Origin of the sequence: Novosphingobium sp. AP12, from assembly GCF_000281975.1 — a bacterium.
Lineage (GTDB): Bacteria > Pseudomonadota > Alphaproteobacteria > Sphingomonadales > Sphingomonadaceae > Novosphingobium.
Map to the genome: position 1 here is coordinate 1 of NZ_AKKE01000062.1, position 23,479 is coordinate 23,479.

Genomic DNA, 23,479 nt, shown 5'->3' on the forward strand with positions numbered 1-23,479 from the left:
GGCGCCTGCCGTGAGCGCGGGCTCGCACACTAGCGCGAATCGCGCTGCGCCGTTGCTGGTGACGACCAGAGTCGGCCCTGCCTCTTCCGCTTCGAACAGGTCGCGCCAGGCCGCCTTGCGCGCGTCGGCCTCGACGGTCCAGCCGGGCGGCGGCTCGGCGCGCGTATCCCATGCCGCGAGCGCCTCCGTACCGATCCGGGCAAGCACGGCGTCTTCGGCCTGGTCCTCGTCAGGGCCATGGTCGATCTCGCGCAGCCAGTCGCAGGATTGCGGGGCGGGAGCATCGGACTGCCGGTCGAGGACCGCTTGCGCCGTCGCCCGGGTGCGTGCCAGCGGCGACACGAGGACACGCGAGAAGTGCAGGCGCTCGGCCGCGAAATGGGCGCCAAGCGCGCGGCCCTGCGCCACGCCCGCTGCCGTCAGCGGCAGGTCGGTGCGGGCACCGATGCGACGCGGCGGCTCTCCGGGCTCGAAGGTGTTGCCATGGCGGACAATGACGAACATGCGCTCGCTCAAGCCGGGAAGGGGTCGCCGAGGCGCGCGATGGCCGCCTCGGCGAGGGCGATGTCAGCCGGCGTGTCGATGCCCGAAAGGGCATGTTCGGGCGCTTCGACTTCGACCGTGGCGATGGTCCGGCCGTTCTCCAGGAAGCGCAGTTGCTCGAGCCCCTCCAGCCGCTCACATGGCGTCGGCGGGGCCGATGCGAACCATTCCAGCGCCGCCATCCGGTAGCCGTAAAGGCCAAGGTGCTGCCAGACAGGAGAAGTAGGGCCAGCAGCGCGCAGTGCCGCCTCGTCGCGCATCGCGGGCAGGATAGTCTTTGAAAACCAAAGCGCGCGTCCCTGCCCGTCGCGCACGCAGGTGGTGCCGCTGAACGGCACCGACTGCTTGTGCTCCCGCAGCCGGTCGAGGCGCTGCCAGTCAAGCCGGTATACGGGCGTTGCCACGTCGGCCGTCCCGCCGCGCAGGGTGGCTATCAGGTCGGCGACCACGGTCGGCGCGATGAACGGTGCATCACCCTGCAGATTGATCACGAGCGCGGGGGGGCGGGGCCGCTGCAGGGCCGCGGCGCAGGCGCGTGCCGAGCCGGAATCGATTTCCGCCGCCGTCTCCGCGACATCGACACCGAGGTCGCGGGCATGTGCGGCGATACGCGGATCGTCTGTCGCCACCACGACGGCGCACCCGCCCGCCAGCCGCGCCGCCCCGCGCCCCACCGCGACTACACGCTCGAGCAGCGTGCGGCCAGCGATCGACAACAGCGGCTTGCCCGGCAACCGGGTCGAGCCGAACCGCGCCGGGATGACGATCAGGTCCGTCGGCAAGTTTGGACTGGAAGTCGCCACGAGCGTAGGAATATCAGGCAACGCCCGCCTTGACGATGTCGTGCATGTGCACGATCCCCGAAAGCCTGTCTCCGTCCACGACGAACAGCACCGAAACGGCGTTCTCGTTCATGACTCGCAGTGCATCAGTGGCAAGCGTATCGCCGGTGACCGTGACCGGGCTTGGCGACATGTGCAGGCCGATGTTGTCCTTGAGGTCGTGGACCGCGATGCAGCGCCTCAGGTCGCCGTCGGTGAAGGCCCCTACCAGACGGTCGTCCTCGTCGACCACCGCCGTACAGCCATAGCGCTTGCGGCTCATCTCGATCGTCGCGCTGGTCAGCGAGGCGTCGCGCCCCACTCGGGGAACGGATTCGCCCGTGCCCATGAGGTCCTGGATCGTGCAGAGCCGCGCACCCAGGTTTCCACCCGGATGGAAGGCGTGGAAATCGGACGATGTGAAGCCGCGCGCCTCGATCAGAGCGACTGCCAGCGCATCGCCCAACACGAGTTGTAGCGTCGTCGACGAGGTCGGCGCCAGCTCGTTGGGGCAAGCCTCGCGGACCGAGGGCATAGTCAGGCAGATGTCGGCGGCGCGCCCGGCGGTGCTGTCCGCGCGCGCCGTGGCGACGATCAGCTTCACACCGAAGTTGCGGCAATAATGAAGGATATCACCCAGTTCGGTGGTCTCGCCCGACCAGGTGATCGCCAGGACCACGTCGTCCTGCGTGATCACGCCCATGTCGCCATGGCTGGCCTCGCCCGGGTGCAGATAAAGCGCCGAGGTGCCGGTGGAACGCATGGTCGCCGCGATCTTGCGGGCAATATGGCCGCTCTTGCCCATGCCAGTGACAATCACGCGGCCCGGCGTAGCGGAAAGGATCTGGATCGCCTGCTCGACCGCACGCGCTAGGTCCGGCATCTGCAAAGCCGCCCGCAGCGCTTCAAGCGCCCTCAGTTCGATATCCAGCGTCTTCAACGCAGAAGAGGCATGCTGCGGCTGGAAAGCTTCAATCTTCATCGTACCCTGAACTTTATATGTATATTCAAGTAATTGTCGACTGCAGCAAGCCCAGAGCGTATTTGAATTCGCATGGGATTGCCAGCCGTTCGATTCCCCGCCAAAGGAGCCCTGCCGCAAAAACAGGGCTGTCCGCCGTACTCAAGTGACAGCGGTTGATCCAGTGGTTTCAAAATTTTAAGGCGCGTCTCTGGCGCGGCGAGGCAGGCATACCATGATATTTTGCGAACGGGAAATCGGTGCGGGCTCCCCGCTATTCATGATCGCCGGCCCCTGCGTCATCGAAAGCGAGCAGATGACCCTGACCGTGGCGAACACGCTTGCCGGGGTGGCGGAGCGACTTGGCCTGCTGCTGATCTTCAAGAGCTCGTTCGACAAGGCCAATCGCAGCTCGGACCGCTCGTTCCGTGGCCCCGGCATGGACGAAGGGCTGCGCATCCTCGAAAAGGTGCGCGCCGAGACCGGCCTGCCCGTCCTGACCGACGTGCATGAAGCCGGCCAGGTCGCTGCCGTGGCGCAGGCAGTGGACGTGCTGCAGACCCCCGCCTTCCTCGCACGGCAGACCGACTTCATCGCGGCGGTGGCTGCTTCGGGCAAGCCGGTCAACATCAAGAAGGCCCAGTTCATGGCGCCGGCCGACATGGCGCAGGTCGTCGCCAAGGCGCGCAACGCCGCCGAGGCTGCCGGACATAATCCGGATGCGTTTCTACTGAGCGACCGGGGAACGTCGTTCGGCTACAACAACCTGGTGTCCGACATGCGCGGCCTGGCGATCATGGCCCGGACCGGCTGCCCCGTGGTGTTCGATGCCACCCATTCGGTGCAGCTGCCCGGCGGCCTGGGAGAAAGCTCGGGCGGACAGCGCGAATTCGTGCCGTTGCTGGCGCGCGCGGCGGTGGCGGCGGGCGTCTCCGGCCTGTTCATGGAAACGCACCCGGATCCGGACACGGCCCTGTCGGATGGCCCCAACGCGCTGCCGCTGGATCAGTTCGAGCCGCTCCTTGCCCGGCTGCAGGCCATAGACGCGGTGGTCAAAACGCCCTGACATCGTCGCGCCGCCGCGTCGGACTGGCGAAAAACCCTGCATTGCCAGTTGCATCCGGTGTCAACTTGTCAGAAATGCCGGCGATGGCCTCCCCTGGGAAAACAACTACGAACCCGCGAATCCGGATCGCGAAAGTGTTCATGGCTCCTCTCTGGGCTCTGCAACTGGCCACTTCGGCCAAGAGCTTCCTCGACAATCCGATCCTGGGGTCGCCGCGTTTCAACGCGGCCGGCCTGCATGTCGGCCGTGTGAAGCTTGCCGCTGCGCTGTGTAGCTGGCGTCGGCGCCGGCTTGCGGGCAAGGTCCGGCCCGACTGGCGCGAGGCGTTCGACCGCGACGGCTTCGTCGCTATCCGCGACGTCGTTTCGCCTGCCGAATTTCCCGCCCTGCGCGCGGCCATCCTGGCCTACCAGGGGCCGGCGCGAGAGATGCGGCAAGGCGATGCGATAACCCGCAGGCTTGCCATCGACCCTGGGATGCTCGGCGCGATCGAACCCTTACGCGCGCTGCTTGCGCGCGAGGACTTGGCCGCCCTGTTCCACTACGTCGCCAGCTTCCGCACGACCCCGCTGCACTACATCCAGACCATCGTTAGCCACGATGGCGGCGAACACGGCGCCGATCCGCAGGAGACGCTTCATGCCGACAGCTTCCATTCCTCGCTGAAGGCATGGCTTTTCCTCAATCCCGTGGGCGCGGAGGAGGGGCCGTTCACCTACGTACCCGGCTCGCACCGCTTCACGCCCGAGCGGCTGGAATGGGAACGCCGACGTAGCCTGTCCGACCCGCATGCGATCGACCGCCTTTCGGCCCGCGGTTCTCCGCGCGTATCTACGCAGGACCTCGCCGCCATGAAGCTGGCCCCGCCCGAGGCCCTGGCGGTGCCAGGCAACACTCTGGTGGTGGCGGACACGCTCGGCTTCCACGCACGCGGCGCCTCGCTGCGGCCTGGCGAACGCGTGGAGATATGGTCCTACGCGCGCCGCAACCCGTTCCTTCCATGGCTAGGCGGCGACCTGTTCAGCCTGCCGGGCATCGCCGAGCGACGCGTCAACTGGCTGTGGGCAGTTCGCGACCGCCTCGAGGCGCGGATCGGTCAGCCTTGGCGTCCGGCGGGGACGCGCACGGCCTCAGCAGACGGCGAAACTCACTCGCCTTCCGCTAGGATGCCTCGAAGGTTGCGCCCGTAATCCGACTTGCCGAGCCCGGCGATCGCGCATTCCATTCCGGCGGCATCGATGAAGCCCTGACGCAAGGCGATTTCCTCGGGACTGGCGATTTTGAAGCCTTGACGCTTTTCCAGGATGCGCACGTATTCTCCGGCATCGAGAAGGCTGTCTGGCGTGCCGGTGTCCAGCCAGGCATAGCCGCGGCCCATGATCTCGACCGACAGTTCGCCGCACTCGAGGTAGACGCGGTTGACGTCGGTGATCTCAAGGTCGCCGCGCGGTGACGGCTTGAGGTTGGCAGCGATGTCCACCACCTGCTCGTCGTAGAAGTACAGGGGCGGTGACCGCCCAGTTGGACTGGGGTTTCTCCGGTTTTTCCTCGATCGACACGGCTTTCATGGTCTTGTCGAAGGCGACCACGCCGTAACGCTCCGGATCGGTGACGTGGTGGGCGAAGACGCTCGCACCGGTGCTCCGCGAAGCGGCGTTGGACAGCAATTCGGGCAGCCCGTGGCCATAATAGATGTTGTCACCCAGGATCAGCGCCGAGCTTTCTCCGGCGACGAAGTCCGCGCCGATCACGTAGGCCTGAGCAAGGCCGTCCGGGCTGGGCTGTACGGCATATTCAAAGCTCATTCCCCACTGCGAGCCGTCGCCGAGCAGTGCCTGGAGCGACGGTGTGTCGCGCGGGCGCGCCGCCGTGCGCGCCGGTTTCCTGGTCAGCCCGCAAATGCTGGTTTTGGCTAGGCGGGTTACGTCAACGACGAGCAGCGTCGCCGCATCGAGGGCCCGACGGGCGCCACCTTGGTGTATGACCACTACCGTGCCGACGGCTATCAGGTCGGTGGCGGTGTCGAGAACATGCTCTTTCAGGGCCGCGCGCCGGTCTACCTGAACGCCCAGTACGTCTATTCCAACTACCACGGCGGCTCCAACCGCCAGCGCGTGATGGGCGACGTCGGCATTCGCTTCAAGTAAGCCGGAGCAGGCAGCGTTTACGCTCCTGCGATGTTCAGGCCCGCGCCTTATCAGCGCGGGCCTGATCGCGTCGGCGCGAGGCGATCCACGCTGTCGTGCACGTCGCTCCCACTGGGCCCAGCCAATCGATCCATTGGTCCAGCTTCGTCCAGACCCTCAGGTCCAGCGGGCCCCACCAGGGCATGTTAGCGCGCAGGCCGGCGCCGTAGAGTTCGATCCAGCGGTATTCCGCCTGCGCCACCTCGCGGCCGATGAAATAGGCGGACGCCAGCGCCGCGCCCGCCCACCAGTTACGCGTGGCCAAACCCACTGCCGCCTGCAGGAGCAAGGCGACGACGATGTGTTCTATGTAGATCATGGGCGTGCAACGTATCACGGATGCGCCGGATGCGCCGGTGATGCGGTTCTCAGTCGTGCCTGAGCGCGGCCTTCAATGCGCGCCGCCACCCTTCGAGCAATCCCTCGCGCACCTCGGCGTCCATCGCTGGCAGGTAGCGCCGGCTGTGCGAGCGCGTCGCCGCGATGGCCTCGAAGTCCGGCCAGATGCCGACCGCGAGCCCCGCGAGGAAGGCCGCGCCCAGCGCCGTCGTCTCAAGGTGCTCGGGCCGCTCGACCGGCAGCTGCAGGATGTCGGCGAGAAACTGGCAGAGCCACTCGTTCGCTGCCATGCCGCCGTCGATACAGACCGCGGACGGGGTGCTGCCGCCGTCGGCGACCATCGCCTCGATCAGGTCGAGCGTCTGGTAGGCGACTGCCTCCAGCGCCGCGCGGGCGAGGTGGGCGGGCTCGGTGTCAAAGGTGAGGCCGGTGATCGTGCCGCGCGCCTCGGGGTCCCAGTGCGGCGCGCCGAGGCCCACGAAGGCCGGGACCATGTAGACGCCGTGGTTGCCATCGATCCGCGTCGCCATGTCGTTGGTCTGGCTGGCGTGGGTGATGATGCCGATGCCGTCGCGCAGCCACTTGATCGCGGCGCCCGCGGCGAAGATCGAGCCCTCCAGCGCATAGGTCATGCGCCCGTCGATGCGGTAGGCGGGTGTCGTGAGCAATCCGTTTTCGGAGGCGACCGCCTCTTCGCCGGTGTTGAGCAGGATGAAGCAGCCGGTGCCGTAAGTGGACTTGACCGTGCCCGGCGCGAAGCAGGCCTGCCCGAACAGCGCGGCCTGCTGGTCGCCGGCGATCCCCGCGACGGTGATCTCCGCGCCAAACAGGTCGGGGGTGGTGGCGCCGAAGACGTGGCTGCTGTCGTGGACCTCAGGCAACATCGCCATCGGCACGCGCAGGAGATCGCACAGTTCCCGGTCCCACTGCTGCGCGTGGATGTCGTAAAGCAGGGTGCGGCCCGCGTTGGTGACGTCGGTGGCATGGACCCTGCCACCGGTCAGCCGCCAGAGCAGGAAGCTGTCGATGGTGCCGAATGCCAGTTCGCCGCGTATCGCCCGCTCGCGGGCGCCGTCCACCTCGTCGAGGATCCAGGCGAGCTTGGTGCCCGAGAAATAGGGATCGAGCAGCAGGCCGGTTCGCGCCCGTACCAGCGGCTCGTGCCCAGCCTCGCGCAGCGCGGCGCAGGTCTTCGCGGTGCGGCGGTCCTGCCAGACGATCGCGCGGTGGATCGGCTCGCCAGTGGCCCTGTCCCACACGACCACGGTTTCGCGCTGGTTGGTGATGCCGATCGCGGCCAGGTCGGACGCGCCGAGGCCAGCTTTTTCGACAGCGTGCTTCACCGTGGCGACGACGTCGCGCCAGATGTCCTCGGGGTCGTGCTCCACCCACCCGTCGCGAGGGTAATGCTGCGTGAACTCGCGCTGGGCAGTGGCGACCGGCGCGCCCTTGGCATCGAAGACGATGCTGCGGGTGGAGGTCGTGCCCTGGTCTATGGCGAGGACATGCAAAGCTGCTGGCACTCTCGTCTCTCCCGTCCGTTCGACCTTGCGTTCCGGGTCGATGGCCTTTGGTGGTCAGTTGACTCGGACATCGTGATTGATGCTGGTAAGGCCAATCTCCTAGCCATATAGAGCGGCAGGTCAATCAGTGGCCGATCCGCAGTTAAAGCAAAAGGATGATCGATGTCCGATCCCGCGACCTCCGCATCCGCCGATCCCTCGGACGGCAGCGTCTATGATCTCCTCGTCGTCGGCGGCGGGATCAACGGCGCGGGCATCGCGCGCGATGCTGCGGGACGCGGGCTGTCGGTCCTGCTGGTCGAGAAGGAGGATCTTGCCTCGCACACCTCGTCGGCCAGCACCAAGCTGATCCACGGGGGCCTGCGCTATCTCGAATACGGCGAGTTCCGCCTGGTGCGCGAAGCGCTGATCGAGCGCGAGCGCCTGCTCGGCATGGCGCCGCACATCATCTGGCCGCTGTCGTTCGTGTTGCCACAGGTCAACAGCCCGCGCCCCGCCTGGCTCGTGCGCCTCGGCCTGTTCCTCTACGACCATCTCGGCGGCCGCAAGATCCTGCCCGCCACGCGCACGATCGCGCGGCTGGACAAGGACCTCAAGGGCAACGGGCTCAAGTCGGGCGCGATGAAGGCGTTCGTCTATTCAGACTGCTGGGTCGAGGACAGCCGCCTCGTCGCGCTCAACGCCATGGACGCCGCCGCGCGCGGCGCGCAGGTCCGCACCCGCACCCGCCTCGTCTCGGCCGAGCGCGCAGGCGGCGAGTGGACCGCGACGATTGCCGACGAGAACGGCAGCCGCGAGGTGCGCGCGCGCATCCTCGTCAACGCGGCGGGGCCGTGGGTGGCCGACGTCATCGGCCGCGTGCCCGACGCGCGCAGCGACCGGGGCGTGCGGCTCATCAAGGGCAGCCACATCGTCCTGCCCCGTCTCTATGAGGGCGACCACGCCTTCCTGCTCCAGAACCCCGACAAGCGCGTGGTCTTCGCGATCCCCTACCAGGGCGAATATACGCTGGTGGGCACCACCGACGAGGCTTGGGACGAGGCGCCCGGCGCCGCCGCCATCTCGCCAGAGGAAACGCGCTACCTGCTGGAAACCGTGGGCCGCTACTTCACGAAGCCGGTGGGCGAGGGTGATCTCGTGTGGAGCTATGCCGGCATCCGCCCCCTTTACGACGACCGCGCCAGCAGCGCCTCGGCGGTGACGCGCGACTATGTGCTCGACCTCGACGCCGAGGACGGTGCCGCGCCGATGCTCAACATCTTCGGCGGCAAGATCACCACCTACCGCAAGCTCGCCGAGCACGCGCTGGAGAAGCTGGCGCCGTTCACGCCCTCCGCAACCGGGGCGTGGACCTCAGGCGCGGTTCTGCCGGGGGGTGACATACCCGACGCCGACTTCGAGCGCTTCGTCGCAAAGCTGATCACCACCCACCCGGCGATGCCTGCAAAGTATCTGCGCCGCCTTGCCCGGGCTTACGGCACGCGGACCTCGTTCATCCTTGGTAGGGCGACCGACCCCGCCGGCCTCGGCCGCCATTTCGGCGGCGACCTTTTCCAGGCCGAGGTCGACTACCTTGCCGCCAGCGAATGGGCCCGCAGCGGGCGCGACGTGCTGTTCCGCCGCTCGAAGCTGGGCCTTCACCTCGGCGCCGACGTCGAGGCCGCGCTGGACGCCTATCTGGCCGGCAGAGCCTCGCGCTGATATGGGTAAACTGGTAAGATGACTTGTCGTCCACATCCATGGAAGGGATGAAACGGGCATGGCGGACCGCCTGAGGCTTTACCAGCGCGTAGCGCAGGACATCGGGGCCGGCATCCGGAACGGGAACTACCCCGCAGGCAGCCGCCTGCCGGCGGAACGCGACCTGGCCGAGCGGTTCAAGGTCAGCCGGCCGACCATACGGGAGGCGATGATCGCGCTGGAAATCCGCTGTCTCGTCGAAGTGCGGCACGGCTCGGGCGTCTACGTCGCAGCGAACCAGCCGCCGGATCGGCCGCCCACGGAACTCAACGTCGGCGCCTTCGAACTGGTCGAGGCGCGGCTGATGTTCGAGGGTGAGGCCGCCGCGCTCGCCGCCACCGTGATGAGCGACGAGGGCGTCGCGCATCTCGGCGGTATCTTACAACGCATGGAGGGGTGCGACCCCGACTCCCCCGAGAAGCTTGCGCTGGACCGGCAGTTCCACATGGCGATCGCCGAGGGCACGCAGAGCACGCTCGTCGCGCAGGCGATCGAGCATCTGTGGGATCTGCGCGAGCAGTCGCCGCTGTGCCGCCACATGTTCGAGCAGGCCCGCCGCCTTGGCATCAATCCGCGCCCGGACGAGCATCGGCAGGTCTACGAGGCGCTCAAGGCGCGCGATCCCGAACAGGCGCGCTTGGCCATGCGCGCACACCTTATGCGGGTGTCGGAAGACCTGCTGGCCGTCACCGAGCTCGAACTCATCGAAAAGGCGAGGCGCGAGATCGGCGAGAAGCGCCGCCGTATCGGCTCTGCGCCGGCGGCGAAGCCCTCCGCCTGACCGCCGAGCTTCGCTGAAGGACATCGTTCGACCGGACATGGTGGCAACCTCTCCGGAATGCCTTGATCTCCGCTCGAATCCACCGCAAGCGGTGCCTTCCCACGTGCTCCCATCCTGGCAGGCCAATGCAAGTCAATTCCAGTCGCGCCGCTCCCCATTCCCAGCGGAGCTTTGACCTACGTCCGCTGTTCGGCCTTCTCGTGGCGGTGCTGTTCTTCATCGCCAGCGGCACGGTCGCCTACCTGAACGTGCGGACCCTGCGCGACGATTCGGCGAGGATCTTCCACTCGCACGAGGTCATCGTGGCGATGGACGAGTTGCTTTCGGCCGTACAGGATGCCGAGACCGGCCAGCGCGGCTTTCTGCTGACGGGCAAGGATAAGTACCTCGAGCCCTACAGCGCCGCGATCGCCGCCGTCGATGCGCGCTTCGACGCGATCGCGACGCTGACGCGCGACAATTCCGCGCAGCAGGGCCGACTCGCACCGCTGCGCCACCACATCGACGCCAAGCTGGCCGAACTGCGTGAGACCATCGACACCCGCCGCAATACCGGCGCCGCCGCCGCGCTCGCCATCGTCGACACCGATCGTGGCAAGATCGAGATGGACGAACTGCGCTCGCAGCTGAGCGTGATGAAACAGGAGGAAGCGCGGCTGCGGGTCGAGCGGCAGGTCGAGATGGAGGCCGCCTATCAGTCCGCCTGGGTCAGCGGCGTGCTTTCGTGCTTCCTCGGCATCGTTCTGACGCTGGTGATCGGCCTGTTGGTCCGCCGCTCGGCCAAGGCTACCGAGGAGCGGCAGTGGCTGCAGTCCGGGCAAGTCGACCTCGGCGCGGCGATGCTGGGTGACCAGCCGCTCGATCCGCTGGGCGAGAGCGTGCTGGCCTTCCTGGTGCGCTTCGTGGGGGCGCAGGCCGGTGCGATCTTCGCGTCCGACGGCGGCCATTACCGCCGCATCGCCTCCTATGGCGTGCCTGCCGACGCCGAGATCGTCGAGCGCTTCTCGCTGCGCCAGGGGCTGCTCGGCCAGGTCGCGGCAGACGGCAATCCGGTGCTGCTCGCGGACATTCCCGACGGCTACCTCAAGATCGGCTCGACTTTCGGCAGCGACAAGCCGCGTCACCTTATCATCGCCCCCGTCTTCGCGGACCAGACCGTGCAGGGCGTGATCGAGCTGGGCTTCCTTCAGCCGGTGAACCCGCAGACGCTGACGTTCCTTTCCGAGATTTCAGCCTCGGTCGGCGTCGCCCTGCGCTCGGCGCGTTACCGTGCGCAGTTGCAGCACCACGCCGAGGAACTGCAGGTCCAGAGCGAGGAACTGCGCGTCTCCAACGAGGAACTCGAGGAGCAGGGCCGCGCGCTCAAGGAATCGCAGGCCAATCTCGAACAGCAGCAGGTGGAGCTGGAACAGACGAACTCGCAGCTCGAGGAACAGGCGCAGCTGCTGGAAAACCAGCGCGACGACCTCTCCCGCTCGAACGCGGCGGTGGAACTGAAGGCGCGCGAGCTGGAGCAGTCCAGCCGCTACAAGTCCGACTTCCTCGCCAACATGAGCCACGAGCTGCGCACCCCGCTCAACTCGCTGCTGATCCTTTCCAAGCTGCTGGGAGACAACCGGGGCGAGAACCTGACCGGCGAGCAGATCCAGTACGCGCGCACCATCGAGTCCGCCGGCAACGACCTGCTGGCACTCATCAACGACATCCTCGACCTCTCGAAGATCGAGGCCGGGCACCTTCAGGTTCGGCCTGAGTCCTTCCTCGTCGAGCGCATGGCGAGCGACCTGCGGCAAGTGTTCCAGCCCATCGCCACCAGCCGCAACCTCGAATTCGCCATAGCCATCGACCCGGATTGCGCAGGGTCGATCGAGACCGACCGCCAGCGGCTCGAGCAGATCCTAAAGAACCTGCTGTCGAACGCCTTCAAGTTCACCGAGACCGGCACCGTCAGCCTCGCCATTGAGCCGGACGGGGCGGACCGCCTGCTGATCTCGGTCACCGACACCGGCATCGGCATTCCGGAAGAGCAGCAGGCGGCGATCTTCGAAGCCTTCCGCCAGGCCGACGGCACTGTCAGCCGCAAGTACGGCGGCACCGGCCTCGGCCTCTCGATCTCGCGCGAACTGGCGCGGCTGCTGGGCGGCTCGATCAGCCTGACGAGTGTTGCGGGGCAAGGCAGCCGCTTCACCATGTCGCTGCCGGTGACCTACCATCCCGGCGACGTCGCCGAGCGTCCGGAACCGGCACCAATGGCCGCCATGCCGGCCCCCGCCCCGGCTGCTGTTTCCGCCCGTCCTGCGGCGCCAGTGCTCCGTCAGGTCGAGGACGACCGCGACGCACTCAGCTCGGCCCAGCGGGTGCTGCTGGTGGTGGAGGACGACGCCGTCTTTGCCGGCATCGTACGAGACATCTCTCGCGAGATGGGCTTCCAGTGCCTCGTCACCGGCACCGCGGAGGAGGCGCTGCAGTTGGCGCGCACCTACAAGCCGCACGCGGTGGTGCTCGACGTCGGCCTGCCCGACCAGTCCGGCCTCGCCCTGCTCGACCGCCTCAAGCGCGACGTCGGGACGCGGCACATCCCGGTCCACGTCGTCTCGGGCAGCGACCATACGCAGACCGCGCTGGCGCTGGGCGCCATCGGCTACCTCATCAAGCCGGTGAAGCGCGATGAACTGGCGGGCGTGCTCGAGGCGCTGGCTTCCAAGCTGGCATCCTCCAGCCGCCGCGTCCTCATCGTCGAGGACGACGACGTGCAGCGCGACGCGGTGGGCCGCCTGCTCGCCTCAGGCGACGTCGAGACGGTGGGCGTGGCGAATGCCGCAGAGTGCCTGGAAGCGCTCAAGACGCAGACCTTCGACTGCATGGTGCTCGATCTCAACCTGCCCGACGCCAGCGGGTTCAGCCTGCTGGAGATGCTGTCCAAGGAGAACGCCTATTCGTTCCCGCCGGTCATCGTCTACACCGGCCACGACCTCACGCCCGAGGACGAGCAGCGCCTCCGCCGCTATTCGGATTCCATCATCATCAAGGGCGCCCGCTCGCCAGAACGCCTGCTCGACGAGGTGTCGCTGTTCCTGCACCAGGTGGTGACCGAGCTTCCGGCCGAGCAGCAGACGATGATCCGTGCCGCTCGCAACCGCGACGCCATCCTCGAAGGCCGCCGCATTCTCGTGGTGGAGGACGACGTACGCAACGTCTTCTCGCTCACCAACATCCTCGAGCCGCAGGGCGCGCTGGTGGAGATCGCCCGCAACGGCCAGGAAGCGCTCGACGCGCTTGAGACCGCAGCCGGAGACGAGGGCAAGCGGATCGACCTCGTGCTGATGGACGTGATGATGCCGGTGATGGACGGCCTCACCGCCACGCGCATCATCCGGCAGGACCCGCGCTGGGCCAAGCTGCCGGTCATCACTCTCACCGCAAAGGCCATGCCCGACGACCAGGAGCGCTGCATCGAGGCGGGCGCCAACGACTACATGGCCAAGCCGCTGGACGTGGACAAGCTGCTCAGCCTCGTCCGCGTCTGGATGCCGCGCTGAGGTCTCCGTGGTCCTGGGAACAAACTTCTTGGGCGGGGGCTCCTGACGCATGAACGACGGCGGCATGGACAGCGAGAAGATCGAGGACATCGAAATCCGGCTCCTGCTGGAGGCGCTCTACCGGCGGTATCACTACGATTTCCGCAACTACGCGCAGGCCTCGATCAAGCGCCGGCTCCGGCAGGCGCGCGAGCGGCAGGGGATCAAGACCTTCTCCGCCCTGCAGGACCGGATTCTCCACGATCCCGCCGTGGCCGCGCGAGTGGTGCGCTTCCTGACCGTGCAGGTCAGCGATTTCTTCCGCGATCCCAGCTACTTCAAGGCGATCCGCGAGAAGGTGGTGCCTCACCTCAAGACCTATCCCTCGCTCAAGATCTGGATTGCCGGGTGCAGCGCGGGGGAGGAACTGCACTCCTTTGCGATTCTGTTCCGCGAGGAAGGGCTGGAAGACCGCACGCTGTTCTACGCCACCGACATCAACCAGGAGGCGCTCGACGCGGCGGCGCGCGGCATCTACCCGCTCGACCGGATCGCCGCCTTCACCGAGAACTACCGGTTGGCGGGCGGCAAGGCCTCGCTCTCGGACTACTACACGACCGGCTACGGCGGCGCAGTGTTCGACAAGACCCTGCGCGAGCGGGTGGTGTTCTCGGACCACAGCCTCGTCACCGACGCGGTGTTCTCCGAGATGCAGCTGATCTCGTGCCGCAACGTCATGATCTACTTCGACAAGCCGCTGCAGGACCGCGCGGTCGGCCTGTTCCGGGATTCGTTGGCGCGCGGCGGGTTCCTCGGCCTCGGCTCGAAGGAGAGCCTGCGCTTTTCCGAGCATGCGGAGGCCTTCTCGGAATTCGTGCGCGAGGAGAAGATCTACCAGAGGCGCAAGGTTTGAGCGCGGCCGAGCACCGGGCCGTGGCGATCGGCGCGTCGGCCGGCGCGATCCAGGCGCTGCTGCAGATCCTGCCTGCGCTGCCGGAGGATTACGCCCTGCCGGTGCTGGTGGTCGTCCATGTTCCGCCCGGGCGGCGCAGCGAACTGACCACGCTGTTCGCGGCCAAATGCCGGGTGCACGTGTGCGAAGGCGAGGACAAGCAGCCGATCGAGCCCGGCACCGTCACGTTCGCGCCGCCCGACTATCACATGCTGGTCGAGCCGGGTGGGACGATCTCGCTCTCGGCGGACGAGCCGGTGTACTTTTCCCGGCCCTCGATTGACGTGCTGTTCGAAAGCGCCGCGGACGCCTATGGTCCCGGCCTCGTCGGCGTGGTGCTGACGGGAGCCAACGAAGACGGGGCGCGGGGCCTGCGGGCCGTGGCGGAGGCGGGAGGCGTAACACTCGTGCAGGATCCGGCGACCGCATATGCGCGCGCCATGCCGCAGGCGGCGGTTGCGGCGTGCCGCAAGGCGACTGTGCTTGCGCTGGGCGGCATCGTCGAGGCCTTGCTCGCGGCGGGCACGCGGTGATGGTTCCGGCAATGGCGATCCCCGAAACTGCGGCGGATGGCCCGGTCCATGTCCTGCTGGTCGACGACCTGCCCGCGAACCTGCTTGCGCTGGAAGCACTGTTGCGGCGCGACGATCTTGTCGTGCTCAAGGCCGCCTCGGGCGAGGAGGCGCTGGAGATGCTGCTGCGCCACGACGTCGCGTTGGCGCTGCTCGACGTGCAGATGCCAGGCATGGACGGTTTCGAACTGGCCGAACTGATGCGCGGGAACGAGCGCACACGCCATGTCCCGATCATCTTCGTCACCGCCGGCAGCTCCGACAGCCAGCGCCGGTTCCGCGGCTACGAGGCGGGCGCGGTGGACTTCATCAACAAGCCTATCGAGCCGCACGTCCTGCGCAGCAAGGCCGACGTCTTCTTCGACCTCTACCGCCAGCGCCGCCAGATCGCCGCCCAGCGCGACGAGCTTGCCGCCGCGACGAAGATTCTGCGCGACGCGGACCGCGCCAAGGACCAGTTCCTTGCCGTGCTGGCCCACGAACTGCGCAATCCAGTTGCCGCGCTGATGAGCGGGCTCGACCTGCTGGGCCGCCCGCGCGCGCCCGAACAGGCCGACGAAATCCGCGCGCAGATGGAGCGCATGCTGTTCCACCTCGCCCGGCTGGTCGAGGACCTGCTCGACGTGTCACGGATCAGTGAGGGCAAGGTCTCGCTCAAGACCGGCAAGGTCGCGCTCAAGGATATCCTGCTCTCCGCGATCGAGGGTAGCCGGCACAACATGGACGCCGCCGGACACACGCTATCCGTAGACATGCCAGAGGATGCGGTGTGGCTGGAGGCGGACTATACGCGGCTGGCGCAGGTCGTCGCAAACCTGCTCAACAACGCCGCCAAGTACACGCCGGCGGGCGGCAGGATCGAACTGGCCGCGCACCGCGACGGGGCCATGGTCGAGATCCGCGTCGCGGACAACGGCGTCGGCATCCCGCCGCCGATGCAGGCGCAGATCTTCGAGATATTCACCCAGGTCGAGGATCACCGCTCCCGCGCGCAGGGAGGGCTAGGCATCGGCCTCGCGCTCGTGCGGCGCCTTGTGGCGCTTCACGGCGGCTCCATCGCGGTCGCGAGCGAGGGAGCAGGTAAGGGCAGCACTTTCACGGTGCGCCTGCCGCTCCTGGCGTTCTAGCGGGAGCCGGTCACTGTGCTCCGAGGAGCAGGACGACCATGCCGCAGGCCGCTCCGATCAGGGCCAGCCATACCCATGCCTTCATCACGCTGCGGGCGTGGAAGACCGCCATCGCCGCGACCGTGAACACGGCGAAGCTCGAGATAGTCGCTCCGGTCGCGGCCTCGACGGGGTCGACGCCGAACTGGATCAGGAGGACAGACAGCGCGGCCGTGAGCAGCGCGGTCAGCGCATAGGCGCCTAGGGTTCCCGCGAGCACGCGTGAGGCGAGCGACCAGCGTTCCATGGCGGGCGCTCTCATGGCTTTGCTTTCAGGCGCTGGATGCGCTCGCGGTTGGTGTTGGCCGTGACGGCGGCGAGGGCGGAGACCGTCAGCCAGCCGCACCAGGCCAGCGTCCCGTAGGCCCAGCCGAGCCCGCTCCCGCACGCGAAGAAGGCGAGAGCCAGCAGCGCAAACCCGCCTCGCCGCATCTTGCGCGTCGTTGCGGCAGGCAGCTTGCGACGCAGCCAGTCCTGCTGGTGTCGGCCCATGGCCATCAACAGCAGGCCGAAGCCCGCCAGGCACAGCGCCAGTGTGAAGACGTGGATCATGCGAAGGCCTCGCTGGATTCCCGCGATTTGCGGCGAGGGGCCGGCTGTGCGCGCCGGGTGAGGACGCGCCAGGAGGCGAAGGCGAAGACGGCAGCGAGTGCCAGCATGGTAAGGTCGAAGACGACGAACAGGGTGTCGCCATTCACCAGGCTCGCGATCAGGCCGCGCGATGTCGTCAGCGCGTTGACCACGGGCACCAGCGCGAACAGAACGGCGCAGGAGGCCAGTCCTTCGATCCAGGCCCTGCGCGCCGGGCGCGCCATGCCCCAGGCGAGCAGGCCGCCCCAGACGATGAACAGCCAGTTGATCTCCCAGTCGGCACGGTGCTCCAGTTGAAGCGGTAGCAGCCGGTTGGCGAGGAAGTAGGCGGCGATGCCCGCCGGCGTGCCGGCGATCACGCCGACGTTGAGGCGTTCGGCGAGCCAGAAGCCGAAGTGCGGGCGTGCAGGGTCCGGCAGGCGCGCCCGGCGCTTGACCGTCCACAGCACGAGGCCGGTCGCCACCATCACCGTCCCGAACACGCCCGACATGAAGTAGAGCGCCCGCAGCTCCCAGCCGGAGAAGCGCCCGGCGTGGAGGTCGATCATCGTGCTCTGGGTGAGCGTGGCGGCACCGGGTATGGGCGGGACCGCCAGTAATTGTCCGGTCACCGGGCTGATATTGACCGGGCCGCGCGGTCCGCCGAAGGCATCGACCTGCGGGTAGATCGCGAGCGTGGCGCCCGCGTCGCCGGGGTTGTTCACAGTGACGAAGCTGGCGCGGAATCCCGGCCGGGCTTCGGCGGCGCGGGCGAAAAGGTCTTTCAGCGGCATCATCGGCGCGGGATCGCCGGTCACGCTGGCCTCGGGCCCGGTGGGGAAGGCGGCGGCATAGTACGCCTCCTGCGAGGGGAAGCTCGCGCTGATCGCCCATGGCATCAGCGTGAACAGCAACGTGACGAGTCCGGTGTATGTGATCATCGTCAGGAACGGCAGCGCCAGCACGGCAGTGACGTTATGCGCGTCGAGCCAGGAGCGCTGGCCCTTGCCGAAACGCAGCATGAAGAAGTCGGCGAAAATCTTCTTGTGCGTCACCACGCCCGAGACGATCGCCACCAGCATCGCGAGCGCGGCGATACTGACGAGGTAGCGAGCCCACATCACCGGCATGTAATGCAGGTCGAAGTGCATGCGGTAGAGGAAGAAGCCGCCCCTGGTGTCGCGCGGCTCCACCTGGGCACCGGTGCGCGAATCGAGCAGCACCTCCGCCCCGTCGCCGCGCCGGTCGCCGGGCTTGGCCCACGAAACCGTGAACGCATCTCCGCCGCGGCCGTCCGGTAACGACAGCGTCCAGGAGCCGGCACCCGCACCTCTTTCCCGCAACACGGCATCGGCCGCGTCCAGCGCCCGCGGAGTGACGGCTCCCGTAGCGATCTCGGGCCGCATCCAGCGCGAAATTTCCTGCTGGTAGTATGCGCTCGTCCCGAACAGGAAGATCACGAACAGCACCCAGCCCGGCAGCAGCCCGGTCCAGGTATGCAACCAGGCCATGGATTGGCGGAACGTCGATTTCATGCGCCGCCTCCAGGGCACACGCATGCCGTGCGCCCAGCTGCGATGGTGCGCGAATCCTCTTGCGCGCATATGCATAGCGATCTCATTCCTCGCTAATGACAATCATCCGCATCAGTTGCCAGAGTTTTGATGCGTTCCGGCAGGCAGTTTTTTCATTCCGCTGCACAGCCTCATCCTGCAGGCCGAGCGGGCCGGGCGGCGAGGCATCGCCCCCGGATCGGGGCTGGTTGAATTAGGAACGGATCGGCGTGCCGGGCATTCTTCCCTGGTCGCGATACCGTCAGGCGCGTGGTGGAGGCGGACCGGCGCGCTATTGTTGCAGGGTTGGCCAAGGGATGAAATGCGCCGGCAATCCGATGGCACTAGCCGTCGCAGGGCCGGGGGTTTTGAAGGGAGTAGGCCGTGTTTCAGCAATCGTTCGAACCGCGCTTCGATCCGGGAGCGCCGCAGAAGGTCTGCTTTTTCTTCAACGCGCAACTGCATCATGTCTTCCACGCCATGCCGCTTGCGGTGGAAATGTCCCACGACCTCCGTTTCGCGATCGACGTGGTCGCCATGACCGAGGACCATATAGCGCTCGCGCAGGATATTGCCCGGCGGCATAACGCCGGGCCCATGAACTTCGTGCGCGTTAGCGGTCCGTTATTGTCCGGGATCACGCGGCTGACCGGCGGAGCGACCCCGCCCAAACTTCCCGCGCTCGCCGCCGCGCGCCGCCTGCTGGCGGGCTACGACGCGATCGTCGTGCCCGAGCGGACCTCGCTGCTGCTGCGTTTCGCGGGGCTGCACGCCTCGACCTTCATCCATACCTGTCACGGAGCCGGCGACCGCGCGGTGGGATACGACCGGCGCATCCGCCAGTTCGACTTCGTCCTGCTCGCCGGTGAAAAGCAGCGCCGCCGCATGCTGGACAAGCGCCTGATCCGTGAAGGTCACTATGCGGTTGTCGGCTATGGCAAGTTCGACCTCACCGAAAATCGCCTGCCGGACCGCCTGTTCGCGCAGGAGCGGCCCACCGTCCTCTACAATCCGCACTTCTCGAAACGGCTGTCCTCGTGGCACGGCATGGGTCTCGACGTGATCCGGCAGTTCGCGGCGGACGACCGCTTCAACCTGATCGTGGCCCCGCACATCCGCCTCTACGACAACCGCCGTCGCCGCGCCGCGATGGAGCGCGACCTGGCCGAGTTCGCGGGGCTGGGGCACATCCACATCGACCTCGGCAGCCCGGCGAGCGTCGACATGCGCTATCCCAAGGCGGCATCGATCTATCTCGGCGACGTCAGTAGCCAGGTCTACGAGTTCGTGGTCCGGCCGCGCCCGTGCCTCTTTCTCGACAGCCACGATGCCGACTGGCGCGGCGATCCCGACTATCGCCACTGGACCTACGGTCCGGTCTACCGCAGCAGCGAGGGGATCGTCGACAAGGTCGCCGATGCCATGACGACGCACGGCAGCTACCTGCCGGCGCAACGCGAGGGCATAACCGAGACGTTCGATTGCGAGACGAGCCGCTCGTCCGAACGGGCGGCGCGGGCGGTGGCCGATTTTCTCGCGCATCGCCGGACCTCGCTCCCCGCGAGCACTCGGACGAGAGCCCGCAACCCGCGCCGGCATGTCCTGGCGCATGAGTGATGAGGCGAGACGCCGGGCATGAGTGAAAATGTTGCGCGCATCTGGGTGGTCGCGCGTGTCCATGGGCCGGACGAAGGCGGTGTGCAGACCTATGTCGCGCAAGTAGCGCAGGCCTATGCGCGCATTGGGCTGCTGGTTACCGTCTTCGCCAAGTCCTCGGCCGGCCCGCGCCGGGAGGCGGAGGGGAACGTCACACTGGTCGATGTCGGGCCGACGTCGCAGCTGCGGGTCTACATGCGGCTTGCGCGCGCCATGGCGCGCGCCTGGTTGGCGGGAGAGCGGCCCGAGGCGATCCACGCCTGCACGTGGCGCGCGGCGATCCCGGCGCTGCCTTTTCCTCGCCCGCTGATCGTGACCGTTCACGGCCGCGAAGTCGGCCGGCCCTCGGGACGCGCCTTCAGGCTAATGCGCGCCGTTCTTTCGCGCGCGGCGCGCGTGGTCGCGGTAAGCGATGCGACGCGCACGCTGATGCTCGAACGTGTACCGGCGCTGGCCGGTCGCTGCGTCGCCGCATGGAACGGCGTCATCGTTCCGCCTGGGCGGCTGGTCGAGACCGGCAATCCCATCCCGCGCGTCATCACCGTCTGCCGGCTGGTCCCGCGCAAGAATGTGCCGGCGGCGGTGCGCGCGGTGTCCCAGTGCCTCGCGCAGGGTGCCGTGCTCGACTACGCCGTGATCGGGCGCGGCAACGATGAACCGGCGGTGCGCAGCGCGGTAGAAGCCCACGCGGGCCCCGGCATCACGATGACGGGCTACGTGAGCGACGAGGAACTCGCCGATCGGTATCGCACCGCCGACTTGTTCCTCCACCCCCAGATCGCGCTGGAGGATGGGGCTGAGATGGAAGGCTTCGGGCTCAGCGTGGCGGATGCGATGGCGCAGGGCATCCCCTGCATCGTCGGGCGCGATGGCGGGCCGGGCGAACTGGTGCGCGACGGTATCGACGGGCTGGTCGTGGACGGCCATTCCCCTGCGGCGATCGCGGAAGCGGTCCACCTGCTCGTTGCCGATACATCCTATCGCCGCCGCCTGGGCGAAAGCGCGCGGTGCTTCGCGCTTGAGAATTTCTCGTGGGACAGGCATTGCCGTCTGGCGCTGGAAGGGCTGACGGATCGGGCCGAACCGACGATGGAGCAGGCGTCCGCCAAGGCCTGAGCAAGCCAGGCTACGCTTGCGTCCCCACCGGCGCGCTCATCACCATAGCCATCATGATCCGTGTCGAGCGGATCGCGCTGTCAAGGACGCTGGCCGGCCCGGCGCCGCAATCGATGCAGTCGCGGCGCGGCATCGAACCGTCGATGAGGCCGATCAGCATCGCCTCGTCGCGGGTGAGGTTGCGCCCGGTGCCGGTGGCGATCGGGCGGCGCAGCGCGCTTTCGCACAGGGCCATGAAGCTGTCGAAAGTGGGCACGAGCATTTCCCAGTGCCGGGTCGAGAGCAGCCGGAAAAGCCGCGCCTGCGACGGCAGGCCCCGGTCGCGCGCGGCTCGCCAGCGGCGCGCCGCGGCAGTGACGACGGCGTCGGCGCGCGGTCGCAGGGCTGCGGGGGCTATCGGGCTGTGCATCATCGCGGCGTCCTCTTTGGAAGCGGGGAGATCACCGCCGACGGGATCGCGAGGGACCCGGACTGCCGCTGCGCCATCTGGCGTAATCTCCTTCCATCATCCCCCGGGAAAGGTCGATACCGTAACTGCGAACGATTCTCAACAACGGAAATTGGACTGGGCCGTTAAATTTATGCAACAGCTTGCGGCATTGTCCCCACGTCCCGGCCGCCGGTGCAGGAACTTCCGGCGTGATCGCCGGATTACCAAGGCATGGAACACTCTGAACCAAAGCCTCACTCGCGCTGGCCCAGCGTTATCTGGCTGATCCGCCACGGCCAGAGCGCTGGTAACGTCGCGCGGGATGAAGCGCACGAAGGCGGCCTCCACCGCATCGCGCTCGACCACCGCGACGTCGACGTGCAGCTCTCGGCGCTCGGGATGGATCAGGCGCGCGCGCTTGGCCACTGGTTCGCGAGGGGGGAGGAGGGGCATCGGCCCGAGGTCATCCTATCCAGCCCCTACGTCCGCGCGGTGCAGACCACCGAGCTGTTCCGCGAGGCGGGCGGCTGCCCGGCGGACCTCGGCATCTGCATCGACGAGCGTTTGCGCGAGAAGGAGTTCGGCATCCTCGATGGGTTGACCACGCTCGGCATCCGCGACCTCCAGCCCGATCAGGCGGAGTTCCGCCGGCTGCTGGGCAAGTTCTACCACCGCCCGCCCGGCGGGGAGAGCTGGGTCGACGTGATCTTCCGCCTGCGCGCGCTGCTTGACACGGTGTCGCTCCACTATGCCGGCAAACGGGTCATGATCGTGGCGCACCAGGTCGTCGTGCTCTGCATGCGCTACGTGCTGGAGCAGATGACCGAAGCGCAGATCCTCGGCATCGACGCGGAGGGTGACGTCGCCAACTGCGCAGTCACGCAGTACCGCTTCGACCCCGAGGCCGGCCGCATGGCGCTGGAGCGCTACAACGTCGTCGCACCGATGGAGCGCGACGGCACTCCCTCCACGCAGGAGCCGGACCAGATGGTCGCGGCGCGTGGCTGACGGCGACGCCTTGCCGGATGCAACGCTGCTCGATGCGGCATGGGTCCGGGCGAATCCGCTGCCGCAGCCGCAGGGGGAGGTCGACAAGAATGCGCGGGGGCGCGTGCTCGTGGTAGGCGGCTGCCTCGACGTGCCGGGCGGCGTGCGGCTGACCGCCGAGGCCGCGCTGCGGGCGGGTGCCGGCAAGGTACGCATCGCCACCGTCGCGCCCGCTGCCGTCGCCATCGGCGTACTGATCCCGGAAGCGGCCGTCCTCGCGCTGCCAGTGAACGAGGAAGGCGAGATCGATGCGGCTCAGGCCCTGCTCGCCGCACATATCTCCCACTGCGATGCGGTGGTGGTCGGCCCGGCGATGTCGTGCCGGGACCAGGCATCGCTGCTGGTGGGCGCTCTGCTCGCACAGGCGGACTGGACCGGCGGGCTGATCATTGATGCTGCGGCGCTGATGGCGCTTGCGCCCCACGCCGAGGCCCTTTGCGCGCGCGCCGCGCCTGCAGTGCTGACGCCGCACATCGGGGAAATGGCCGCGATGCTCGGACGCGACGCCGAGGTCATCGCCCGCGACCGTCCCGGCGCGGTCCGCGAGGCGGCGCGGCGCTACGGCGCGGTGGTCGTGCTCAAAGGAGGAGCGAGCCTCATCGCCGACACCTCCGGCGCGCTGTTCGCCTACGGAGAGGGCAACGTCGGGCTCGCCACCGGTGGCTCGGGCGACGTTCTCGCCGGGATCGCGGCAGCCTTGCTGGCGCGCGGATGTGCGCCGCTGGAGGCGACGCTCTGGGCGGTGTGGCTCCACGGCGAGGCCGGGCGGCGCTGTGCCGAGACGATCGGGCCGCTGGGCTTCCTCGCCAGCGAACTGCTCGGCCTGATCCCCCAGGCGATGCGCTCGGCCGGAGGCGAATGAGCGCAAGGTTGTGCGCGGGCCCCCGATGCCGCTAAGAGAGCGGCGGGGGCGCAGTGTCAGGACAAACGACGGGAATT

At 67.7% G+C, this 23,479-nt stretch carries 23 protein-coding genes and 1 pseudogene; 13 read left to right on the forward strand and 11 right to left on the reverse strand.

Going from position 1 to position 23,479, the window contains the following annotated elements; all coding sequences use genetic code 11:
- The 3 genes from PMI02_RS10775 to PMI02_RS10785 form a co-directional block, all read right to left on the reverse strand.
- On the reverse strand, positions 1-504 hold a 504-nt coding region (locus PMI02_RS10775), incomplete at its 3' end, for a histidine phosphatase family protein (protein ID WP_007682472.1).
- A gap of 8 nt (positions 505-512) precedes the next feature.
- A complete protein-coding gene (locus PMI02_RS10780) occupies positions 513-1,325 on the reverse strand; it encodes a 3-deoxy-manno-octulosonate cytidylyltransferase (protein ID WP_238539051.1) in 813 nt (270 codons plus the stop codon).
- Positions 1,326-1,359: 34 nt separating this feature from the next.
- A complete protein-coding gene (locus PMI02_RS10785; protein ID WP_007682475.1) occupies positions 1,360-2,346 on the reverse strand; it encodes an SIS domain-containing protein in 987 nt (328 codons plus the stop codon).
- A gap of 214 nt (positions 2,347-2,560) precedes the next feature.
- Here PMI02_RS10785 and kdsA point away from each other — a divergent pair, with 214 nt between their 5' ends.
- The gene (gene kdsA, locus PMI02_RS10790) at positions 2,561-3,391 is read left to right on the forward strand and encodes a 3-deoxy-8-phosphooctulonate synthase (protein WP_007682476.1); all 831 of its coding nucleotides are present in this window, start codon (positions 2,561-2,563) and stop codon (positions 3,389-3,391) included.
- Here the strand turns inward: kdsA and PMI02_RS27510 are convergent.
- On the reverse strand, positions 3,378-3,533 hold the full coding sequence (locus PMI02_RS27510) for a hypothetical protein (RefSeq protein ID WP_162130156.1): 156 nt from the start codon (positions 3,531-3,533) through the stop codon (positions 3,378-3,380). The two genes, kdsA and PMI02_RS27510, sit on opposite strands and share 14 nt — an antisense overlap.
- Here PMI02_RS27510 and PMI02_RS10795 point away from each other — a divergent pair.
- Positions 3,532-4,581, forward strand: a complete 1,050-nt coding sequence (locus PMI02_RS10795; protein WP_007682477.1) for a phytanoyl-CoA dioxygenase family protein — start codon at positions 3,532-3,534, stop codon at positions 4,579-4,581. The two genes, PMI02_RS27510 and PMI02_RS10795, sit on opposite strands and share 2 nt — an antisense overlap.
- Here the strand turns inward: PMI02_RS10795 and PMI02_RS10800 are convergent.
- Positions 4,539-5,250, reverse strand: a pseudogene (locus tag PMI02_RS10800) (sugar phosphate nucleotidyltransferase); the annotation flags it as partial. The gene PMI02_RS10795 and the pseudogene PMI02_RS10800 overlap by 43 nt on opposite strands.
- Before the next feature lie 117 nt (positions 5,251-5,367).
- On the opposite strand from PMI02_RS10800, the gene PMI02_RS27955 reads away from it, so the two are divergent.
- The gene (locus PMI02_RS27955) at positions 5,368-5,538 is read left to right on the forward strand and encodes a hypothetical protein (RefSeq protein ID WP_238539052.1); all 171 of its coding nucleotides are present in this window, start codon (positions 5,368-5,370) and stop codon (positions 5,536-5,538) included.
- Positions 5,539-5,572: 34 nt separating this feature from the next.
- Here the strand turns inward: PMI02_RS27955 and PMI02_RS10810 are convergent, their stop codons facing one another.
- Positions 5,573-5,896 carry a hypothetical protein gene (locus PMI02_RS10810; protein ID WP_007682481.1) on the reverse strand — a complete coding sequence of 108 codons (324 nt, stop codon included), beginning with the start codon at positions 5,894-5,896 and terminating at the stop codon, positions 5,573-5,575.
- A gap of 49 nt (positions 5,897-5,945) precedes the next feature.
- A complete protein-coding gene (gene glpK / locus PMI02_RS10815) occupies positions 5,946-7,439 on the reverse strand; it encodes a glycerol kinase GlpK (protein WP_007682482.1) in 1,494 nt (497 codons plus the stop codon).
- Between the two features lie 162 nt (positions 7,440-7,601).
- On the opposite strand from glpK, the gene PMI02_RS10820 reads away from it, so the two are divergent.
- From PMI02_RS10820 to PMI02_RS10845, 6 genes are all read left to right on the forward strand, one after another.
- Positions 7,602-9,140 carry a glycerol-3-phosphate dehydrogenase gene (locus PMI02_RS10820; protein ID WP_007682483.1) on the forward strand — a complete coding sequence of 513 codons (1,539 nt, stop codon included), beginning with the start codon at positions 7,602-7,604 and terminating at the stop codon, positions 9,138-9,140.
- A gap of 58 nt (positions 9,141-9,198) precedes the next feature.
- A complete protein-coding gene (locus PMI02_RS10825) occupies positions 9,199-9,960 on the forward strand; it encodes a FadR/GntR family transcriptional regulator (protein ID WP_007682484.1) in 762 nt (253 codons plus the stop codon).
- A gap of 125 nt (positions 9,961-10,085) precedes the next feature.
- Positions 10,086-13,499, forward strand: coding sequence for a response regulator (locus PMI02_RS10830; protein WP_007682485.1), 3,414 nt, complete (start codon positions 10,086-10,088; stop codon positions 13,497-13,499).
- Positions 13,500-13,548: 49 nt separating this feature from the next.
- Positions 13,549-14,391: a protein-glutamate O-methyltransferase CheR gene (locus tag PMI02_RS10835; protein ID WP_007682486.1), complete on the forward strand. Its 843-nt coding sequence runs from the start codon at positions 13,549-13,551 to the stop codon at positions 14,389-14,391.
- Positions 14,388-14,963, forward strand: coding sequence for a chemotaxis protein CheB (locus tag PMI02_RS10840; RefSeq protein ID WP_007682487.1), 576 nt, complete (start codon positions 14,388-14,390; stop codon positions 14,961-14,963). The genes PMI02_RS10835 and PMI02_RS10840 overlap by 4 nt, the downstream gene beginning before the upstream one ends.
- Before the next feature lie 11 nt (positions 14,964-14,974).
- Positions 14,975-16,129, forward strand: coding sequence for a hybrid sensor histidine kinase/response regulator (locus PMI02_RS10845; protein ID WP_036503428.1), 1,155 nt, complete (start codon positions 14,975-14,977; stop codon positions 16,127-16,129).
- Between the two features lie 10 nt (positions 16,130-16,139).
- On the opposite strand, the gene PMI02_RS10850 is transcribed toward PMI02_RS10845, so the two are convergent.
- The 3 genes from PMI02_RS10850 to PMI02_RS10860 are packed head-to-tail and all read right to left on the reverse strand — an operon-like array spanning position 16,140 to position 18,273.
- Positions 16,140-16,430 (reverse strand): hypothetical protein, encoded by a 291-nt coding sequence (locus PMI02_RS10850; RefSeq protein WP_157222474.1) that lies wholly within the window; start codon positions 16,428-16,430, stop codon positions 16,140-16,142.
- Entirely contained in the window at positions 16,427-16,720 is a 294-nt protein-coding gene (locus PMI02_RS10855; RefSeq protein WP_007682493.1) for a DUF3325 domain-containing protein, read from the reverse strand. The genes PMI02_RS10850 and PMI02_RS10855 overlap by 4 nt, the downstream gene beginning before the upstream one ends.
- Positions 16,717-18,273 (reverse strand): PepSY domain-containing protein, encoded by a 1,557-nt coding sequence (locus PMI02_RS10860; protein WP_007682495.1) that lies wholly within the window; start codon positions 18,271-18,273, stop codon positions 16,717-16,719. Before PMI02_RS10860 ends, PMI02_RS10855 begins: the two co-directional genes overlap by 4 nt.
- A gap of 402 nt (positions 18,274-18,675) precedes the next feature.
- Here PMI02_RS10860 and PMI02_RS10865 point away from each other — a divergent pair, with 402 nt between their 5' ends.
- Both PMI02_RS10865 and PMI02_RS10870 read left to right on the forward strand, forming a co-directional pair.
- A complete protein-coding gene (locus tag PMI02_RS10865) occupies positions 18,676-19,908 on the forward strand; it encodes a hypothetical protein (protein ID WP_007682497.1) in 1,233 nt (410 codons plus the stop codon).
- 18 nt (positions 19,909-19,926) lie between these two features.
- On the forward strand, positions 19,927-21,063 hold the full coding sequence (locus PMI02_RS10870) for a glycosyltransferase family 4 protein (protein WP_007682498.1): 1,137 nt from the start codon (positions 19,927-19,929) through the stop codon (positions 21,061-21,063).
- A gap of 10 nt (positions 21,064-21,073) precedes the next feature.
- Here PMI02_RS10870 and PMI02_RS10875 read toward each other — a convergent pair whose 3' ends face one another.
- Complete coding sequence (locus PMI02_RS10875; RefSeq protein WP_007682499.1) at positions 21,074-21,472, reverse strand: hypothetical protein; 399 nt, start codon at positions 21,470-21,472, stop codon at positions 21,074-21,076.
- Between the two features lie 252 nt (positions 21,473-21,724).
- On the opposite strand from PMI02_RS10875, the gene PMI02_RS10880 reads away from it, so the two are divergent.
- On the forward strand, positions 21,725-22,501 hold the full coding sequence (locus PMI02_RS10880; RefSeq protein WP_007682500.1) for a histidine phosphatase family protein: 777 nt from the start codon (positions 21,725-21,727) through the stop codon (positions 22,499-22,501).
- On the forward strand, positions 22,494-23,402 hold the full coding sequence (locus PMI02_RS10885) for an NAD(P)H-hydrate dehydratase (protein WP_007682501.1): 909 nt from the start codon (positions 22,494-22,496) through the stop codon (positions 23,400-23,402). The genes PMI02_RS10880 and PMI02_RS10885 overlap by 8 nt, the downstream gene beginning before the upstream one ends.
- Positions 23,403-23,479: the final 77 nt, after the last annotated feature.

Excerpts from the sequence above, each read along its gene's own strand:
- PMI02_RS10835 (WP_007682486.1), top strand. The coding sequence starts at position 13,549 with ATGAACGACGGCGGCATGGACAGCGAGAAGATCGAGGACATCGAAATC.
- PMI02_RS10825 (WP_007682484.1), top strand. The coding sequence starts at position 9,199 with ATGGCGGACCGCCTGAGGCTTTACCAGCGCGTAGCGCAGGACATCGGG.
- kdsA (WP_007682476.1), top strand. The coding sequence starts at position 2,561 with ATGATATTTTGCGAACGGGAAATCGGTGCGGGCTCCCCGCTATTCATG.
- PMI02_RS10810 (WP_007682481.1), bottom strand. The coding sequence starts at position 5,896 with ATGATCTACATAGAACACATCGTCGTCGCCTTGCTCCTGCAGGCGGCA.
- PMI02_RS10845 (WP_036503428.1), top strand. The coding sequence starts at position 14,975 with ATGGCGATCCCCGAAACTGCGGCGGATGGCCCGGTCCATGTCCTGCTG.
- PMI02_RS10870 (WP_007682498.1), top strand. The coding sequence starts at position 19,927 with ATGAGTGAAAATGTTGCGCGCATCTGGGTGGTCGCGCGTGTCCATGGG.
- PMI02_RS10860 (WP_007682495.1), bottom strand. The coding sequence starts at position 18,273 with ATGAAATCGACGTTCCGCCAATCCATGGCCTGGTTGCATACCTGGACC.
- PMI02_RS10785 (WP_007682475.1), bottom strand. The coding sequence starts at position 2,346 with ATGAAGATTGAAGCTTTCCAGCCGCAGCATGCCTCTTCTGCGTTGAAG.
- PMI02_RS10880 (WP_007682500.1), top strand. The coding sequence starts at position 21,725 with ATGGAACACTCTGAACCAAAGCCTCACTCGCGCTGGCCCAGCGTTATC.
- PMI02_RS10795 (WP_007682477.1), top strand. The coding sequence starts at position 3,532 with ATGGCTCCTCTCTGGGCTCTGCAACTGGCCACTTCGGCCAAGAGCTTC.
- PMI02_RS10875 (WP_007682499.1), bottom strand. The coding sequence starts at position 21,472 with ATGCACAGCCCGATAGCCCCCGCAGCCCTGCGACCGCGCGCCGACGCC.
- PMI02_RS27510 (WP_162130156.1), bottom strand. The coding sequence starts at position 3,533 with ATGAACACTTTCGCGATCCGGATTCGCGGGTTCGTAGTTGTTTTCCCA.
- PMI02_RS10820 (WP_007682483.1), top strand. The coding sequence starts at position 7,602 with ATGTCCGATCCCGCGACCTCCGCATCCGCCGATCCCTCGGACGGCAGC.
- PMI02_RS10850 (WP_157222474.1), bottom strand. The coding sequence starts at position 16,430 with ATGAGAGCGCCCGCCATGGAACGCTGGTCGCTCGCCTCACGCGTGCTC.
- PMI02_RS10855 (WP_007682493.1), bottom strand. The coding sequence starts at position 16,720 with ATGATCCACGTCTTCACACTGGCGCTGTGCCTGGCGGGCTTCGGCCTG.
- PMI02_RS10830 (WP_007682485.1), top strand. The coding sequence starts at position 10,086 with ATGCAAGTCAATTCCAGTCGCGCCGCTCCCCATTCCCAGCGGAGCTTT.